General features: G+C 52.2%; 15 protein-coding genes and 1 pseudogene. 2 read left to right on the top strand and 14 right to left on the bottom strand.

Annotated elements, in window-relative coordinates:
* Nucleotides 1-4: 4 nt before the first annotated feature.
* The 7 genes from chbG to osmE all read right to left on the bottom strand — a co-directional run bounded on the left by chbG (nt 5) and on the right by osmE (nt 5,916).
* On the bottom strand, nt 5-763 hold the full coding sequence (gene chbG / locus B9P82_RS04415; RefSeq protein WP_016152855.1) for a chitin disaccharide deacetylase: 759 nt from the start codon (nt 761-763) through the stop codon (nt 5-7).
* 12 nt (nt 764-775) lie between these two features.
* Nucleotides 776-2,131, bottom strand: a complete 1,356-nt coding sequence (locus tag B9P82_RS04410) for a 6-phospho-beta-glucosidase (protein ID WP_016152854.1) — start codon at nt 2,129-2,131, stop codon at nt 776-778.
* A gap of 124 nt (nt 2,132-2,255) precedes the next feature.
* Nucleotides 2,256-3,098 (bottom strand): transcriptional regulator ChbR, encoded by an 843-nt coding sequence (chbR, locus tag B9P82_RS04405; protein WP_085951046.1) that lies wholly within the window; start codon nt 3,096-3,098, stop codon nt 2,256-2,258.
* Between the two features lie 10 nt (nt 3,099-3,108).
* A complete protein-coding gene (gene chbA / locus B9P82_RS04400) occupies nt 3,109-3,456 on the bottom strand; it encodes a PTS N,N'-diacetylchitobiose transporter subunit IIA (protein ID WP_003030618.1) in 348 nt (115 codons plus the stop codon).
* Nucleotides 3,457-3,510: 54 nt separating this feature from the next.
* A complete protein-coding gene (chbC, locus tag B9P82_RS04395) occupies nt 3,511-4,869 on the bottom strand; it encodes a PTS N,N'-diacetylchitobiose transporter subunit IIC (protein ID WP_003030619.1) in 1,359 nt (452 codons plus the stop codon).
* A gap of 87 nt (nt 4,870-4,956) precedes the next feature.
* Complete coding sequence (gene chbB, locus B9P82_RS04390; protein WP_003832547.1) at nt 4,957-5,277, bottom strand: PTS N,N'-diacetylchitobiose transporter subunit IIB; 321 nt, start codon at nt 5,275-5,277, stop codon at nt 4,957-4,959.
* Between the two features lie 297 nt (nt 5,278-5,574).
* Nucleotides 5,575-5,916 (bottom strand): osmotically-inducible lipoprotein OsmE, encoded by a 342-nt coding sequence (gene osmE, locus B9P82_RS04380; protein WP_003030621.1) that lies wholly within the window; start codon nt 5,914-5,916, stop codon nt 5,575-5,577.
* A gap of 210 nt (nt 5,917-6,126) precedes the next feature.
* On the opposite strand from osmE, the gene nadE reads away from it, so the two are divergent.
* Both nadE and cho read left to right on the top strand, forming a co-directional pair.
* The gene (gene nadE / locus B9P82_RS04375; RefSeq protein WP_047498859.1) at nt 6,127-6,957 is read left to right on the top strand and encodes an ammonia-dependent NAD(+) synthetase; all 831 of its coding nucleotides are present in this window, start codon (nt 6,127-6,129) and stop codon (nt 6,955-6,957) included.
* A 106-nt stretch (nt 6,958-7,063) separates the two neighbouring features.
* Nucleotides 7,064-7,978, top strand: a complete 915-nt coding sequence (gene cho, locus B9P82_RS04370) for an excinuclease Cho (protein WP_101699996.1) — start codon at nt 7,064-7,066, stop codon at nt 7,976-7,978.
* Here cho and ves read toward each other — a convergent pair.
* The 7 genes and pseudogenes from ves to B9P82_RS04335 form a co-directional block, all read right to left on the bottom strand.
* Nucleotides 7,938-8,513 (bottom strand): environmental stress-induced protein Ves, encoded by a 576-nt coding sequence (ves, locus tag B9P82_RS04365; RefSeq protein WP_016152850.1) that lies wholly within the window; start codon nt 8,511-8,513, stop codon nt 7,938-7,940. The genes cho and ves overlap by 41 nt on opposite strands.
* 351 nt (nt 8,514-8,864) lie before the next feature.
* Nucleotides 8,865-9,350 carry an ATP-independent periplasmic protein-refolding chaperone Spy gene (spy, locus tag B9P82_RS04360; protein ID WP_003030629.1) on the bottom strand — a complete coding sequence of 162 codons (486 nt, stop codon included), beginning with the start codon at nt 9,348-9,350 and terminating at the stop codon, nt 8,865-8,867.
* A 349-nt stretch (nt 9,351-9,699) separates the two neighbouring features.
* Nucleotides 9,700-10,665 (bottom strand): succinylglutamate desuccinylase, encoded by a 966-nt coding sequence (gene astE / locus B9P82_RS04355; protein ID WP_075847321.1) that lies wholly within the window; start codon nt 10,663-10,665, stop codon nt 9,700-9,702.
* A complete protein-coding gene (astB, locus tag B9P82_RS04350) occupies nt 10,658-12,001 on the bottom strand; it encodes an N-succinylarginine dihydrolase (protein ID WP_101699995.1) in 1,344 nt (447 codons plus the stop codon). The genes astE and astB overlap by 8 nt, the downstream gene beginning before the upstream one ends.
* A pseudogene (gene astD / locus B9P82_RS04345) lies at nt 11,998-13,475 on the bottom strand (succinylglutamate-semialdehyde dehydrogenase). The gene astB and the pseudogene astD overlap by 4 nt, the downstream one beginning before the upstream one ends.
* Nucleotides 13,472-14,506 (bottom strand): arginine N-succinyltransferase, encoded by a 1,035-nt coding sequence (astA, locus tag B9P82_RS04340; RefSeq protein ID WP_016152846.1) that lies wholly within the window; start codon nt 14,504-14,506, stop codon nt 13,472-13,474. The pseudogene astD and the gene astA overlap by 4 nt, the downstream one beginning before the upstream one ends.
* Nucleotides 14,503-15,723 (bottom strand): succinylornithine/acetylornithine transaminase, encoded by a 1,221-nt coding sequence (locus B9P82_RS04335; protein ID WP_047358612.1) that lies wholly within the window; start codon nt 15,721-15,723, stop codon nt 14,503-14,505. Before B9P82_RS04335 ends, astA begins: the two co-directional genes overlap by 4 nt.
* Nucleotides 15,724-16,001: the final 278 nt, after the last annotated feature.

Below are 16,001 nucleotides of genomic sequence, written 5' to 3'. Positions count from 1 at the left end.
GGAGTTAGACGTTCAGAAAACTGCCAAGACGATAACCGCGCTCCGCAATAGCATATTTCAGTGACGGAGACGTCAGCACGTCGAGCTCAGTTAAGCGGGGGTAACAGTAGGCACTTTGACGAATAATGTCATCGATAAAGGCCGGATGACACATCACTTCCAGCGAGGACTCTCCCCGGTCTGCTGACGCGTCAAGCGTTTGCAAAAACAGGGCTTCAGAAATCGCTTCGCCATAAAACTCGCTGCTGAATCCCTGGGAAGTCCGTAACGTCTGCGGAAAGTCAGACGCCTGGAATACCGCCTGACGATCGATCCGTAACGCAATCCCCCGTTGGGCAGCAAACCCAGCCACGATAGGGAAAATCTGCGGGAACATATGCACATGGTGATGGCTATCCAGATGCGTTGGCTCCCGCCCGAACAGGTCAATAAAACGCTGATACTGCGCGGCCAGTTCCTGAGAAATTTCATCCAACGGCAAGGTGTCTTCTTCAGCCATCTGCCAGATCCATTTTCCCAGTAACCCGTCACGAGTAAGGCCTGGCATTGCCGTCAACGGCCTGCCCAGCGTCAGAACAAAATGCATCCCAACGGCAAGTTCAGGAATGTCGCGACTCAGCTGTACCGCATGGTCAATGGCTGCGCCATTAACCAGTGCGGTTGTCGAGGTGACCACGCCATTGCGACAGGCTTCAACAATGCCGTAGTTTTGTCCTTTACTCAGGCCAAAATCATCCGCATTTACAATCAGTACGCGTTCCATAGCCGACCTCAGTTAGTGTTGTTCGCTTTTGAGTTTCTCGATACACCCGGCGAAGTTTGGCAGCCATTTTTCATGCGCCAGAATCAGCTCACGCGCCAGAATCTCGGCATCGCTGTCAGAATGCACCAGCGGGCTCAGGTTCAACGCCAGCAGCACATCATTCAGTTCGCCGCTCAGTGCCGCATTGCTCGCCGCGACTTCAAAGCCTTTAATGGTATAGATAAGGCCGAGCACTTTCTCATCAAAATGGGTAATACGTGGGTGCGGCGTGGCGCCGTTGCGTCCCAGTGTACAGGTCATCTCAACCGCCCAGTCCGCCGGGATATTGTCAACATGCCCATGGTGCGGAACGTTGACATAGTGCTCGGTCTGTTTGTCGTTGTAGATGGCGTTGATCACTTCACAGGCCGCATCGGAGTAATAGGCTCCACCGCGCTGTTCCAGCTCTTTCGGTTTCACGTTCAAATCCGGATTTTTGTACAGATCAAACAGTTGTTTCTCCACTTTCTGTACCACCTGAGCGCGAGCGCCGCCCTTATAGTATTCACCCATTTCAATCGCCAGCATCTCTTTTGGCTTGAAGTAGTAAAGCAAATATGAGCACGGCAGCAGCTTCAGCGAGCGAATCAACCCTTCACTGAACGGCAGATCGAAGATGTTCTTCACGGTGGAGGCTTTCAGTTGACCTGAAGCCACGCCATCCAACAGTTCATCAAAGCGTGATTTACCATTCACCAGTACGTCTTTAATAAAGACCATATGGTTCAGACCGAACAGATCGATGGATAAGTCATCGCTCTCTTTCAGCGCCAGCACATCGCTAATGAACATTTTCATGCCGACAGGAATATTACATACACCGATGAATTTCTTAAAATTCGTATGGCGATAGACCGCTTCCGTCACCATCCCGGCCGGGTTAGTAAAGTTAATCACCCACGCATTCGGGCACAGTTCTTCCACATCTTTGACAATATCAAAGATAACCGGAATAGTACGCAGACCTTTGAACAGCCCACCAGCGCCGTTGGTTTCCTGCCCCAGATACCCGTGGCTCAGCGGAATGCGTTCATCCTTTTCGCGGGCTTTCAGTTGCCCTACGCGCAGCTGGGTGGTAACGAAATCAGCATCTTTCAACGCTTCACGGCGGTCCAGCGTTTTAAACAACTTCATCGGCACGCCAGCTTTATCGATCATGCGCTGGCAAAGGTCAAAAATAATGTCCAGCTTCTCTTTTCCATCGTCGACATCAACCAGCCACAATTCAGAAACCGGTAATTCATGATAGCGCTTAATAAAGCCTTCAAGTAACTCAGGGGTGTAGCTGCTCCCGCCACCGATAGTGACGACTTTTAATTTCTGGCTCATACTTTCTCCCTTCAGTGTCAAAACACTGACGTGTATTATGCTCAACCCGTTTGTCAGATATAGCGTGGCTGTCCCGACGCTATTTTGGGCAAGCTATAAAAAATGGGTTATTGGCTAATAATATCTACTGATTAAATTCAGTTAATTTCTTACGATAGCTATTAGGTGTAAATGACGTCAGCTTTTTAAACGTTTTAATAAACAGACTTGGACTACTGTAGCCAGATTCGTAAGCAATATCCGTTACAGAATAGTTAGTCATTTCCAGCTGTTTTTTAGCAAAGTTAATGCGGATTTCATTAATGATCTGCATCGGCGTTTTGCTGTAATAACGCTGGGTTGCGCGGGTCAGATACTCCTGGGATTTCGCGGACAGGTGTACCATGTTTTCCAGCGCATTCTCGCTAAACTGCCGTTTGTCATGCATGGTCTCCACGGTGGTTTTAAGCCACTGCGGAATATCATCCAGCACCTGCTCTTCGCGATGATGGCGCAACCGGTTAATAATATAGAAGGTGACCACTTCTACAAATTCATCCAGTCCGCTCTCGCGAAAGTTTAGTGATGCAATAACCGTTTCAATGTAAGTGAGAAACGAATTATTCGCCCGATAGACCTGCGATGCTACGAAACAAAATGGCAGCAGCGGGTGGTAGTGCTGTTCAAAAAAGCGTTTACTGATACCGACGTTCAGGATCCTTGTCGCCCCAAAATCATAAAAACTCTGGTGGTGCGATCCCAATGGAATAAAAACAAAGTCCCCGCGTTCGAGCAATACGCGTTTACCGTTGATTTCCTGATAATAGCGCCCGGTTAAAACCAGGGTAAATTCGTAGTAGTCATGCTGATGCAGCCCGCTGATGCTCTCAGTTTTGTTATAGATGAACACATGGAAATTTTTGCCATTAAACAGCTGCTGTTCATAGACGGTTTTGATTTCCGGTGCGTTAATCTGTAGCTGCATTATGCACTCCTCGCTATTTCAGCTTTTCGTGAAGCTCAATCAGTTCAGTCACCAGCTCACGCGCCAGCATTGATGTCATCAGGTGGTCCTGAGCATGAACCAGCACCAGGCTAACTTTCATTTTACCTTCGCCCTGATCGCCTTCAATCAGTTTCGTTTGCACGAGGTGCGCTTCGTTCAGCGCCAGACGGGACTGGTCCATCATAGCCTTAGCTGACTCGAAATCGCCTTGCTTGGCCATTTTGAGCGCGCCGTACGCCAGGCTACGCGCCTGACCGGAGTTGATGATGAGACCCATCACCACTTCTTCGAGTTCTTCTGCTTCTGACTGCGTGTCGACGATGTTTTCGATATCCAACATACTTTTTTCCTCTGGTTCAGTCCGGCATGACCGTGAAGCCATGCCGGATTAAATTTAGAATTTCAATGCGTTAGCGATATCTTCTTCGCTTTCTTCTTGATCAATAACGTTCTGCGCTTTGTTGGCTACCACCACGAACGGCAGGTAAACCAGCGTGGCGATACCGAGGTTGAACAGCGCGACCAGCAGAGCAGCGACGCTACCGTTGGTATTAAAGAACGCGCCCAAACCGGTTGGCATGGTCCACGGTGCGATGTTGGTAATCGGTGGAATAATGCCGGAGTAATAAGCTGCCAGCGTAATCGCCGCCAGAATCGGCTGCACCAGAATGAACGGGATAAACATCACCGGGTTCATGATGATCGGCAGACCGAACAGGATAGGTTCGTTAATCTGGAACAGGCCTGACGGCAGTGCCAGTTTAGCAACCTGACGATAATCCGGACGGCGCGATGCCAGGAAGATAGCGATAATCAGACCCAGCGTAGCCCCGCTACCCCCAAGGAAAATATAGGAGTCGAGCATCGGTTTCGCCCAGACGTGGAAGGTCTTTCCAGCTTCCAGCGCGGCGTCTACGGAACCAAACTGTTGGTAAATGGAGATGTTTTCCAGCGCCCATGGCGTCATGATACCGCTGTCCAGCGCGGTCAGCGCCAGTGAACCGTGAATACCGAAGAACCACAGCAGCGGAACAAAAATCACGTAGGCCCAGCCCACCACGCTGCCCAGCGATGCCAGCGGAGTTGAAATGGAATCCATGATGATCTGGTGGAAGTTCGTACCCCAGGTGTTCAATGCCCAGGCGATGATCCCCATAATGGAGAGGATAAGGAAGCCAGGAATCAGCGCAGAGAAAGAGCGCGACACGGATGTCGGTACGCTATCGGGTAATTTAATTACCCAATTGCGACGGACCACAAAGGTGAACATTTCCGCGACCGCAAGGCCGATAATAATACCGGAAATAATATTGGCACCGCCGAGCCAGTTCGCGCCAACGGCATAGGCTTCACCCACGCTATATGGCGTTACGGTCATAAACGCGGCGACGGATAACAGCCCGGCAGCCAGTGAGTCGACTTTGCGTTCTTCTGCCAGCGCCATACCGATAAAGAACGGCGCCATCAATGACATGATACCCAGCGTACCGTTATAGACGTTTCCACCAATGCCTTTCAAACTATTCAGCGTTTCAATAGTTGAAGCATCAAGTCGAATGCCCATTGAATAAAAAAACGACCCCTCCCCAAAGCTCAGGAAAACGTTATTGATTAATACAAACATGGCCCCTGCGAGGGTTAACGGCATTAAACGAATAAAACCGTTTTTGATTGCATTAACGTGTGGCTGCTTTCCAATTTTTACAGCAAAAGGAAGGAGTACCTTTTCAAGTGAAGCAATAGCGTTACTCATAGAAAAATACCCTTAAATACCGCAATTAATAATTGCGGTGAATGTTAATGAAATAACTCTTTGACGGGAAAAATTAAAATAAAATAATTAATTTGCTGCGGCCTTTTTAATTGCTGCAACCGCAGCCTTAAGCACGCCTAAACCATCGACTTTGCCATACAGCAGCGAGTCAATCACTTCCACAGGCTTGTTGGGTAACAAACGCTGAATTTCGGGCAACATATAAGCAATTTGTGGACCTAATAATACAACATCGGCCACTGGACCTTTTTCTCCGGCCAGCGTTTCAGGAAACGCTTCAATAATAACCGGTACTTCGTATTTTTCGGCCTGAGCACGCATCTTCGAAACCAACAATGAAGTCGACATGCCCGCAGAACAAAACAGATAAATGTGTTTCTTTTCCATTAAAACGATCCTCATGTGCGATTATCTGTCACCAGACACTCCGCAAGCCCTAACCTGCATCCATGCTCTGGGTAACTTGCGTCAGCTAAATTACTTTTTTAGGTGGCTGAAATGAGTATACGGGATTGCACCGGCGGATGGTATTTCCTTGACCAACTAAATTGTCTCTCCTTGACCTTGCGTTATGACCACCCTCACACTTCAGGCAAATAATTCGCGTCAATAATTAAGATCGTGTGACATAAAAAAACCGGCGCAGTGGCCGGTTTTCCCGAGTGCTCAGGCAATAAACAGTTGCTACTTCTTCGCTGCCTGCGGGTCGGTGTCGTACTCTGCGCAGGTCTGGTAGCCAGAGTTAATCACGTGTCCGGTGTCATCTAAAGCAACAAAATAGGTCTCAGCTTTACCATCTCGTTGACCCAGGATGTAGGTCTGACACGTCCCACGCGCATGGATCATACTGACTTCGGAAGACGGTTTACCGGCAATCTGCGCTACCTGCGCCCGGCTCATCCCTTTCTTCACATCTTTCACCACGGGCTGAACAAATTGGTCTTTCGTACGATCGTAGGCCGTACACCCTGCCAGCATAGTCAAAACAGCCGCTGCGCTCAGAATTCCTGTTAGATTCTTGTTCATATTCCGTCCTCTTGTATTTCAGCGTGTTATATAAGCCTGGAGCACAACAACGCATTTTTCAAGCAATCAGAGGATACTTAGGTGGTTTCGGAAAATTCTATTAAAACAAAATGATGCTATATCAGGCTCGCATCCCTTGTCGTTTGGGCCTCAACGCGTTAGCTTTAACACATCATTTTTTTGATCATTTTATTTTTCGGAGGGGGTTAAATGACTCTGCAGCAAGAGATAATCCAGGCGCTTGGCGCAAAACCACACATCGATGCAGAAGAAGAAATTCGCCGCAGCGTGGATTTCCTGAAATCGTATCTGCAGACCTACCCCTTTCTGAAATCGCTGGTGTTGGGAATTAGCGGCGGACAGGACTCAACGCTCGCGGGAAAACTGTGCCAGATGGCGATCACCGAGCTGCGAAAAGAAACGGGTAATGACGCACTGCAGTTTATTGCCGTACGCCTACCGTATGGCGTTCAGGCCGATGAGCAGGACTGCCAGGATGCCATCGCCTTTATTCAACCGGACCGCGTACTGACCGTCAATATTAAGGGCGCGGTGCTGGCCAGCGAGCAGGCCCTGCGTGAAGCGGGTATTGAACTGAGCGATTTTGTGCGTGGCAATGAAAAAGCCCGTGAACGTATGAAGGCACAATACAGTATCGCCGGCATGACCAGCGGGGTTGTCGTGGGTACCGATCATGCTGCAGAAGCCATCACCGGATTTTTCACTAAGTACGGCGATGGCGGTACCGACATTAACCCACTATTTCGTCTGAACAAGCGCCAGGGCAAACAACTGCTCGCCGCGCTGGGGTGCCCGGAGCACTTATATAAGAAAGCACCAACTGCCGACCTCGAGGACGATCGCCCTTCTCTGCCGGATGAAGCCGCACTCGGCGTCACTTACGACAACATCGACGACTATCTGGAAGGAAAAACGCTGGATGCCGACGTCGCAAAAAAAATTGAAGGCTGGTACGTGAAAACTGAGCATAAACGTCGCACACCGATCACCGTGTTTGATGATTTCTGGAAAAAAGCGTAATCCTTTTCCCTTCAAAATGCCGGGTAGCGCCAGGATTGGCCCTATCTGGCATTAGCCTGCTGAATCTCATGCCGCTTTTTTAATCGCCCTCAAACTGCTACACTGGATGAATAACCAGCATCTGGAGTCAACAGTGGTACAGCGTCAATCAGCCCCTCGTATGACATTTGAGGCAGCGGCAATCTATGAATATCCCGAGCACCTGCGCCCGTTTTTGAGTGCGCTTCCCACCGCGCCAGGCGTCTATCTGTTTCACAGTGATAGCGACACCATGCCGCTTTATATTGGTAAAAGTGTCAATATTCGCAGCCGTGTGCTGGCGCATCTGCGTACCGCAGACGAAGCGAGTATGCTGCGTCAGGCCAGGCGCATTAGCTGGATTTGTACGGCCGGAGAAATTGGCGCCCTGCTGCTGGAAGCGCGGCTTATCAAAGAACAGCAGCCCCTGTTTAACAAACGGCTGCGACGCAATCGCCAGCTGTGTGCCTTGCAGCTTACCGACCGAACGGTTCAGGTGGTTTACGCACGAGATATTGATTTCTCCCACGCCCCCAATCTGTTTGGCCTGTTTGCCAACCGCCGCGCAGCGCTACAGACGCTGCAAAGCCTCGCCGATGAACAACAGCTATGCTACGGCCTGTTGGGGCTGGAACCCCTGAGCCACGGGCGCGCCTGTTTTCGCTCCGCGCTTAAACGCTGCGCCGGAGCCTGCTGTGGGAAAGAAAGCCCTGAAGCGCATCATGTGCGTCTGGTAGAAGCCCTGGAAAGAGTGCGCGTAATCTGCTGGCCGTGGAGCAATGCCATTGCGCTGCAGGAAACCCGCGCTGAAATGACGCAGTACCATATCATCAATAACTGGCTGTGGCTGGGAGCCGTTTCAACGCTGGATGAGGCAGCTACACTGGCGCGAATGCCGGCCGGCTTTGATCAAGATGGCTACAAAATTCTCTGCCGGCCTATTCTGTCTGGTCAATATGACATTATTGAACTGAGTCCGGAGAATGCCCCGGCATCCAGTTGATCTCGCTGAACAGCAGTTTCCCCTCGCGCTCCAGCAGTCGTAACGTGTGTTTACCGTCGTGCCAGCTTGCACCCTGATCGACGGTCAACAACTTATCACCCAGTTGCCAGGCTCCGCTGATAACAAACACTACGCCGCCGCGCGAACCAAAGGTCGTAAAGGTGCGATCGGCAACTCTGACTTTTGCCTGGCAGACATCACGTCGGGTCATGATATTAAAATCCATCGACATCTGCCCTTCCGTCAGCTTCGCTTTTACCACCTTGTCACCGGCAAAGGTAAAAGGCTGATGCTGTTTCAGGGTATGTGTGAAGGTGTTCGGCTCTTCCAGCGTCACTTCTCCACCTTCCAGCAGGGTAATCACGCGTTCTACGCCGGGAAAAAGAGAAAACTCTCCATTCGCTGCGATGGAGGCGATACTCGCCCGCCAGTGAAAATCTCGTGTTGCTGGCGGAAAACAGCAAATCTCACGCGTTTCTCCCGCACCATTTCGCCACAGATTGACCGGCATTTTGCGGATATCAAAGTATTCCATCATCCCTCCAGAAAGGCGCAGCACGGCAGCCCACCGTAAACAGGCAGCCATAAATCATCATTGTTATGTTCACTCTACAGATTATTGTTATCGGCAGCAGAGTTGATTTGCCTTAGCGATGAACCCGGTGTTTTGCAAAAAAGAACAACGCGCCCTCCAGGTGGAATTTTCGCGGGCTTCAGGAGAATAACGTGTCACAAGCGCGGTGCAAGAGGCAGCAAAGAAAAAACCGCCGATCCTGCCCACCTCGTTAAACGTGTTGTGGACAAGAGCGGCGGTCTTGAGTTTGGTTTCACACTGTGCGGCAATCAGCACACACAGCGTGAATGATATAGTGTAGACGCTGAACGATTACTCAGCAGCTTGCGGCATTTTACCCTTCTGCGCGGCACGTTCTGTCAGACGCTTCTCAAAATTGGCATTAAACTGCTTTTTCTGTTCCGGGGTCAGAATGTTGTAAATCTTGTTCTGAGTTTCCATGTGCGCCAGCATGTTGGCTTTGCGCTGTTCTTCCATCTTCGCAATCTGCGCTTCCGCTTTCGCTTTATCGAAGCTATCGCTGGCAATGATGTCGTGCATTGCGCGGCGCTCTTCCAGCGGCGGACGTTTCATCTGATCACGCTGACCTTTCATGATCTCGCGAATCTGCTGTTTCTGCGCATCGGTCAGGTTCAGGTCTTTAAACATCATGTCGTGATGCGGGGCAAACTTACCGTTGTGGTGCATCATTGGTTTGGCATCAGCTGGCGCAGCTGTTGTCGTGTCAGCGGCGTGGGCCAGGTTAGCAGCGCCCAGCGCCAGGGTAGAGGCAACAAACAGAGCAGTCAGTTTACGCATAATTTCTATCCTTTCTTTCAGTTATTTTTACGACACTCATGCGACTCTTATGCAATGTGATGTCGTGTTGACGAGATTAACTTTACCGGCTTAAGCGTCAATTAATCAGAGCAACGGTAAAACAATGAAAGTGTAAAAAACAAACTTTCATCAATTATGGAGAAAAAAAGAATAAATTGCGCAGAGTTGCAATAAAAAATTACAACAGGATGATTTTGAAGGGATTATGAAGAACTATACCTCATCCCTGATTATTAAGAAAGCAATTCACCAGGAATAATCCGTAATAAATAAAAACAGCACGCAAAAATAAGCCCTTAGGGATAAACCAAAAGGGCATATATATTTGTCACAATTTTTCGAGCATCAATCCTGCACGTAAACCACAGGCCACGTTTGGATTTGGAAAAAGAACGTATTCAACATCATGGGTGACGGTAAAACGTTCATCACCGTCCTGCGCCAGCAAGGTGCCCTCTGTAAAAGGGGTAAAGTTGAGCGTCTGGTTATCCATGTGAAGAATGAAATCGTCGCTACGCCGCGTGATTTGCGACACCACGCGGTAACGCAGCGGAGATGTTTCTCCCGGTGACATTCGCTCGCCCTTTAGCAGCTTCGCCAGCGCATCTGCCGTCTGCGCAAACTGAGTCAGATCGTTTTGTCCAAACGGCAGCGCTTTACCCAGTTCCAGCGTGCAGGCCAGCGCGCCAAAATGTTCAGCGCTAAAATGGGTGAACGTGCCGCCAGGTGTCTGATGGAAAACCAGCGCCTCCAGCCCTGCCTCTCCCAGCCATCCCAAAAAATCTTCGTCCCAGGCAACGTTGCGTTGTGGCAACACACCAAAGCGCAGATGCTGCGAGCCGCGAATCGCGGTGTGTAGATCCAGATGCCAGCGTACAGGCTCTTTCGCCCGCGAATAAAAACCCTCCAGACACAGCTCAAGCTGATGGGCTCGGTGCGTTTCTTCACTCGCGGCAAAAATCTGCCAACGGCCGCCAAACATACGGTTCAGGTCGCTATGACAATAACGTTGTCCCGCCGCCAGCGCCTGCGGGTTCCCCAGAATCACCAGCAGCCGCCATGTCAGCGTCAGTTCACCGCTAAACAGCCTGGAGAGAATTGAATCAAGTATCTCTACCGGGGCCGTTTCATTGCCGTGGATCCCCGCAGACAGCACCAGCGAATATTCCGCCGGAGTGTCCGGCGTCAGCTCCAGAATTCCGTGACCAATCCACTGCCAGGAAAAGCCGCGAGCTGTGCCCTCGGTTGTCTCGGGGGTTATCCCTGCCAGCGTCTGGGCCAGAAAATTATCCATGGCTGGTCCTCTCCTGCTGGAAGGGATACACAGAGCCGAGGTTGAGCAATTGCGTCAACGTATCCAGCGCTTCACGCCCCTCACGCAACAGCTGCGGGTCGGCAAGGTCGGCGGCGGTAAGACGATCGCGATAGTAACGGTCGACCCAATTATTCAGCGTGTTAAACAGCGTATCGTTCATGATAACCGCCGGATTTACGGCCTGCAGCTCCTGTGGCGTAAGCACCACTCTCAGGCGCAGACATGCCGGACCGCCGCCGTTGGACATACTTTCACGCAGATCGAATACCTGCAGGTCATCGATCGGATTGTCTTCCTCGAGCAGACGGTTCAAATACCGCCACACGCCCGCATGCTCCCGACACTCCTGCGGCAGGACCAGCATCATCGAACCGTCATCACGGCTCAATAACTGGCTGTTAAACAGATAGGTGGTCACCGCATCCTGCACCGACACTTCCGCAGCCGGGACTTCCAGCGGGGTAAAACCTGCCACCTGACTGCGTAACTGCTCGAACAACGCCTGCTGTCTGGCAAACGCCAGCTGATGACAAAACAGTACCTGGCGATTCGACACCGCAATCACATCGTTATGAAACACGCCAAGATCGATAACGTCCGGGTTTTGCTGGGCAAAAATGCGCTGATGCGGGTTAACCTGATTCAGTCGGGCGACCGCCTCGCTGGCCTCACGGGATTGCCTCGCCGGATAGCGCTTCGGATGGGATGCATTCCCTTCTTCACGACCGTAAACAAACAGCTGTACGCCAGGGTCGCCGTAATCCCCGCCGAGGCGGTTATGGTTTGCCGCACCTTCATCACCGAATAGCGCAACCTGGGGTAACGCACCGTGGACCGTAAAACTATTCTCATCACGGAAAATCGCCCGTAGCAACGCTTCGGTGGTCGGCGCTTCCAGCGAACGGTGAAACTTATTATTCAGATTCGCCACCGTCAGATGCACTTTCCCGTCCAGCGCATCGGCTGAAGGGCAGACCGTTGCCGCATTCGCCACCCACATAGACGATGCGGAGCTGGCGCTGGAGAGCCAGTGAGGCACCTGACGCGCCACGTTCTCCAGTATCTGTTCGTCGCGGCCGGTAAAGCCCAACTGACGCAGCACCGGAATATACGGCCGCTCATGAGGCGGGATCACCGCCTGGGGAAATCCCGCATCCGCCAGCGCTTTCATCTTTAGCAGACCCTGCTTCGCCGCCAGACGCGGGTTCGATACCTGAAAACGATGTTTGGTTGAGGCCTCATTACCAAATGACAGCCCCGCATAGTGGTGGGTCAGCCCCACCAGACCATCAAAATTTACCTCACGGGCTTTCATAGCTTATCCTCGCGAGAAAAATCCAGGCCGGGGCTAAGCGTCGTTGGCAGCGTTAAGGCCGGTGATTCCAGACTTGCCATCGGCCAGGCGCAATAATCTGCGGCATACCACGCGCTGGCGCGATGGTTCCCGGAAGCGCCAACGCCGCCAAACGGCGCTGTACTCGCCGCGCCGGTTAACGGCTTATTCCAGTTGACGATCCCGGCCCGCGCCTCGAGCAGCAGTTGATCAAACTGGTTGCGATCGGGGGAAACCAACCCACACGACAATCCAAAGCGGGTGTTGTTCGCCATACGAATTGCGTCATCAAAGCTGTCATAACGCCAGACGCCAAGCAGCGGTCCAAAGACCTCTTCATCGGGTACGTTCGCCGCCCCGGTCAGTTCTATGATCCCTGGGGTGAGCAGTGACGTTCCGGCTTGCACCAGACGTGGCGCTAACAGCGTCCGGCCCCCTAACGACTCCAGACGCTGCCAGGCATCATAGACATGCCGCGCGGCCTGTTCGGAAATCAGCCCGCCAATAAATGGCTGCGGTTCTGCGTCCCAGTTGCCGGGCATTAAACACTGGCTGACGTCCACCAGGCGCGTCAGGAACGCATCCCCTTGTGCGCCTTTTTTAACTAACAGGCGACGGGCGCAGGTACAACGCTGTCCGGCGGTGACAAACGCGGACTGAATAGTCAGATGCACTGCGGCATCAATATCTTCCGGGTTCTCAATAATCAGCGGGTTGTTGCCCCCCATCTCCAGAGCGAGGATTTTTTCCGGCTGGCCGGATAGCTGTCGATGCAGTTGATAACCAGTATTGGCACTGCCGGTAAACAGCAGACCATCGAGATCGTCCTGCGCGCTCAGCGCCTGTCCCGTATCGCGACCGCCCTGCACCAGGTTCAGCACGCCCGGCGGCAATCCCGCCTGCTCCCACAGCTTTGTCACGGCTTCACCGGTCCACGGCGTCAGCTCGCTGGGTTTGAAAATCAATGTGTTGCCTGCCAGCAGTGCCGGAACAATATGACCATTGGGTAAATGGCCAGGGAAGTTATACGGGCCAAAAACCGCCAGCACGCCGTGCGGGCGATGGCGCAACGTCGCTGCGCCATCCGGTAATTCGCTGTGCTGCTCTCCGGTACGCGCATGCCAGGCTTTCACGGAGATGGCAATTTTATTGATCATCGCCGTCAGTTCTGTAGCGGCTTCCCAACGGGGTTTGCCGGTTTCCCGGGCGATAATCTGTGGAGTTCGGCTTTATTGCTTTCCAGCAATGAGGCAAATTTTTCAACAATGGCCTGGCGTGCGCCAAAGGGCTGTTTAGCCCAACTGGCAAAGGCTGCGCGCGCGGCCCGGCACGCCTGCGCTACCTGGGCTGCATCGGCATCATTGCCCTGCCACAGCACATCACCGCTTACGGGATTGGTTTTCACCCGACGCTCGCCCAGCCCCGTCACCCAGTCGCCGTTTATCCATAATGTCATGCTGTTTTCTCCTCTGCACAAAGACGCACAAAACGTACATGGTCGCCCGCGTGACATTTCAGGGCGTCCAGTTGCGCCGCCGTCAGCACCAGACGCTGAGTATCCGGGTCGGCACGAACCAACATGACGCGGAAGTTTTGATAATTTTCATTGGCAACCAGACAAGCAGGATAGTCGCCTGGCGCAGGCTGCCCTTCAGCCACCTCCACCAGCCTGCTTTTACGGATAGCCCGTACCCGGTCAATATCGCACTCCAGGGTCGGTCCGCCGTCGAAAATATCGACATAGTTGCGGTAGCGAAATCCTTCTTTCTCCAGCACCGCACGCGCAGGAGCCGTTTGCGGATGCACCTGACCAATCACGCTTTGCGCTTCGTCAGACAGGAAATGGGTATAAATCGGATGCTTAGGCATCAGTTCAGCAATAAAGGCTTTTTGCCCGGTTCCGCAGAGAAAATCCGCCCGGCTGAACTCCATTGAGAAAAAACGTTTGCCGAGGCTTTGCCAAAACGGAGAGTAGCCGTGTTCATCGATCACGCCGCGCATCTCGGCCACGACCTTCTCATTGAACCGGTCACGAAAGGCCGCCATAAACATAAAGCGCGACTTCGACAACAAATAGCCGTTGCCTTCTTTACGCCAGTCCGGATCGAGAAACAGAGAACAAAGTTCGCTACTGCCCGTGTGATCGTTACTCAGAAACAGCGTCGGCAGCGCGTTATACACGTTCAGCTCTTTCGAGGCGTGCACCAGTGTACCGACCCGGTAGTTGTACCAGGGATCGTTAAGCCCCACCGCCACCTCAATGGCGCAAATCCCTGCCACGGTTCCGCTGGCGCTGTCTTCAAGCACAAACACATATCCCTGCTCACTTTTGGGCAACTCACCGCGCCAGGTTTGTAGCGAACGTTCGATACGCGCCATCAGCGTAGCTTCATTCGCCGGTAGCGAGGTCAACCCGCCGCCGGTCTTACTGGCAAGCTGCATCAGCGCGGTGATATCAGCGCGTTCAATGGGACGAATCACCATCATGATGAACCTCCTGCTTTAATGCGTTCGCAGGCCAGCGCAAAGCGATCCAGTCCGGTGGCGATTTCTTCTTCGCTGACGTTTAACGCTGGCGCAAACCGCACCACATTAGCGCCAGCAATCAGCACCATCACTCCGGCAACGGCCGCTTCTTGCGAGATGAGTTTTGCTTTCCCGGCAAATTCCGCGTTCAGCACACAGCCAATCAGCAGTCCGAGTCCACGAATTTCACTAAACAGTCCAAAACGTTCGTTAATGGCGTTAATACGCTCCACAAACCAGTCGTGGCGCTGTTTCACTCCGTTAAGCACTTCCGGCGTGTTAACAATTTCCAGCAGTTTTCCCGCCACCGCAGTGGCCAGCGGGTTTCCGCCATAGGTTGTACCGTGCGTACCGACCGTCATCACACTGGCGCAACGCTCTGTCGCCAGCAGTGCGCCGATGGGGAAACCACCGCCCAGCGCTTTTGCTGTCGTCAGCAGGTCCGGCGTAACGCCGTAGTGCATGTAGGCATACAGTTCGCCGGTACGACCAACTCCGGTCTGAACTTCATCAAAAATCAACAGCGCATTATGGCGATCGCATAATTCACGCAGCCCCTGCAAAAAGGCGTTTGTTGCCGGCACTACGCCGCCTTCCCCCTGCACCGGCTCCACAATAACCGCACAGGTGTTGTCATCAATCAGTTGGCTGGCAGAGTCGAGATCGTTATACACGGCATGGCGGATATCCGGCGGCAGCGGCGCGAAGTCCTGTGAATAGGCGGGCTGTCCTCCGGCGCTGACGGTAAACAGCGTGCGACCATGGAAAGCATTTTTAAACGCCACAATGCCGCTCTTCTGGCTACCAAAACGATCGTGGGCATATTTACGTGCCAGTTTTAATGCCGCTTCGTTAGCTTCTGCGCCAGAGTTACAGAAGAAAATGCGCTCGGCAAAAGTGGCATCAATCAGCTTTTTCGCCAGGCGCAGCACCGGCTCGTTGGTGTAGCCATTTCCCGTATGCCAGAATTTGCTCGCCTGGTCGTTTAATGCCTCGCGCAATGCCGGATGTGCATGACCCAGCGCGTTAACCGCAATGCCTCCCGCGAAATCGATATACTCTTTACCCTGCTGATCCCACAGACGTGAACCTTCGCCACGCACCGGAATAAAAGGGGCCGGAGCGTATACGGGCATCATCCATTCATCAAAATTTTCACGCGTAATTGACAGAGACATAGCGACCTCAACGGTAAATAAAAGGTTATTTATATGTTAATAAATATAGTGTTTGCGGTGTAAATGTAGATTGCAGGCTTCGTGCCAGCCAGCGAAAAAAGTGCATAAACGGAGGGCGGTGACGGAATATCAACGAGTTACAACCTGACGATATTCACTGTATGTGCATATAAAGTGAATATGTTTGCGTACCAGATGACTAAACAGAGGAAAAAACGCAATTTTATTCAGTCGCCAAATATAATTCTGGAATTGTGATCGTATACGAAATTTATCGG

Origin of the sequence: Citrobacter sp. L55, assembly GCF_002850715.1 — a bacterium.
GTDB lineage: Bacteria > Pseudomonadota > Gammaproteobacteria > Enterobacterales > Enterobacteriaceae > Citrobacter > Citrobacter braakii.
Note: the sequence above shows the minus strand (reverse complement) of the source record. Positions and strands in the feature narration are given on the sequence as shown.

Coding starts and splice junctions, on each gene's coding strand:
- chbG (WP_016152855.1), bottom strand. CDS start 763: ATGGAACGCGTACTGATTGTAAATGCGGATGATTTTGGCCTGAGTAAA.
- astB (WP_101699995.1), bottom strand. CDS start 12,001: ATGAAAGCCCGTGAGGTAAATTTTGATGGTCTGGTGGGGCTGACCCAC.
- B9P82_RS04410 (WP_016152854.1), bottom strand. CDS start 2,131: ATGAGCCAGAAATTAAAAGTCGTCACTATCGGTGGCGGGAGCAGCTAC.
- astA (WP_016152846.1), bottom strand. CDS start 14,506: ATGATGGTGATTCGTCCCATTGAACGCGCTGATATCACCGCGCTGATG.
- nadE (WP_047498859.1), top strand. CDS start 6,127: ATGACTCTGCAGCAAGAGATAATCCAGGCGCTTGGCGCAAAACCACAC.
- cho (WP_101699996.1), top strand. CDS start 7,064: ATGAATAACCAGCATCTGGAGTCAACAGTGGTACAGCGTCAATCAGCC.
- ves (WP_016152850.1), bottom strand. CDS start 8,513: ATGGAATACTTTGATATCCGCAAAATGCCGGTCAATCTGTGGCGAAAT.
- chbA (WP_003030618.1), bottom strand. CDS start 3,456: ATGTTGGATATCGAAAACATCGTCGACACGCAGTCAGAAGCAGAAGAA.
- B9P82_RS04335 (WP_047358612.1), bottom strand. CDS start 15,723: ATGTCTCTGTCAATTACGCGTGAAAATTTTGATGAATGGATGATGCCC.
- chbB (WP_003832547.1), bottom strand. CDS start 5,277: ATGGAAAAGAAACACATTTATCTGTTTTGTTCTGCGGGCATGTCGACT.
- chbC (WP_003030619.1), bottom strand. CDS start 4,869: ATGAGTAACGCTATTGCTTCACTTGAAAAGGTACTCCTTCCTTTTGCT.
- astE (WP_075847321.1), bottom strand. CDS start 10,665: ATGGATAATTTTCTGGCCCAGACGCTGGCAGGGATAACCCCCGAGACA.
- osmE (WP_003030621.1), bottom strand. CDS start 5,916: ATGAACAAGAATCTAACAGGAATTCTGAGCGCAGCGGCTGTTTTGACT.
- spy (WP_003030629.1), bottom strand. CDS start 9,350: ATGCGTAAACTGACTGCTCTGTTTGTTGCCTCTACCCTGGCGCTGGGC.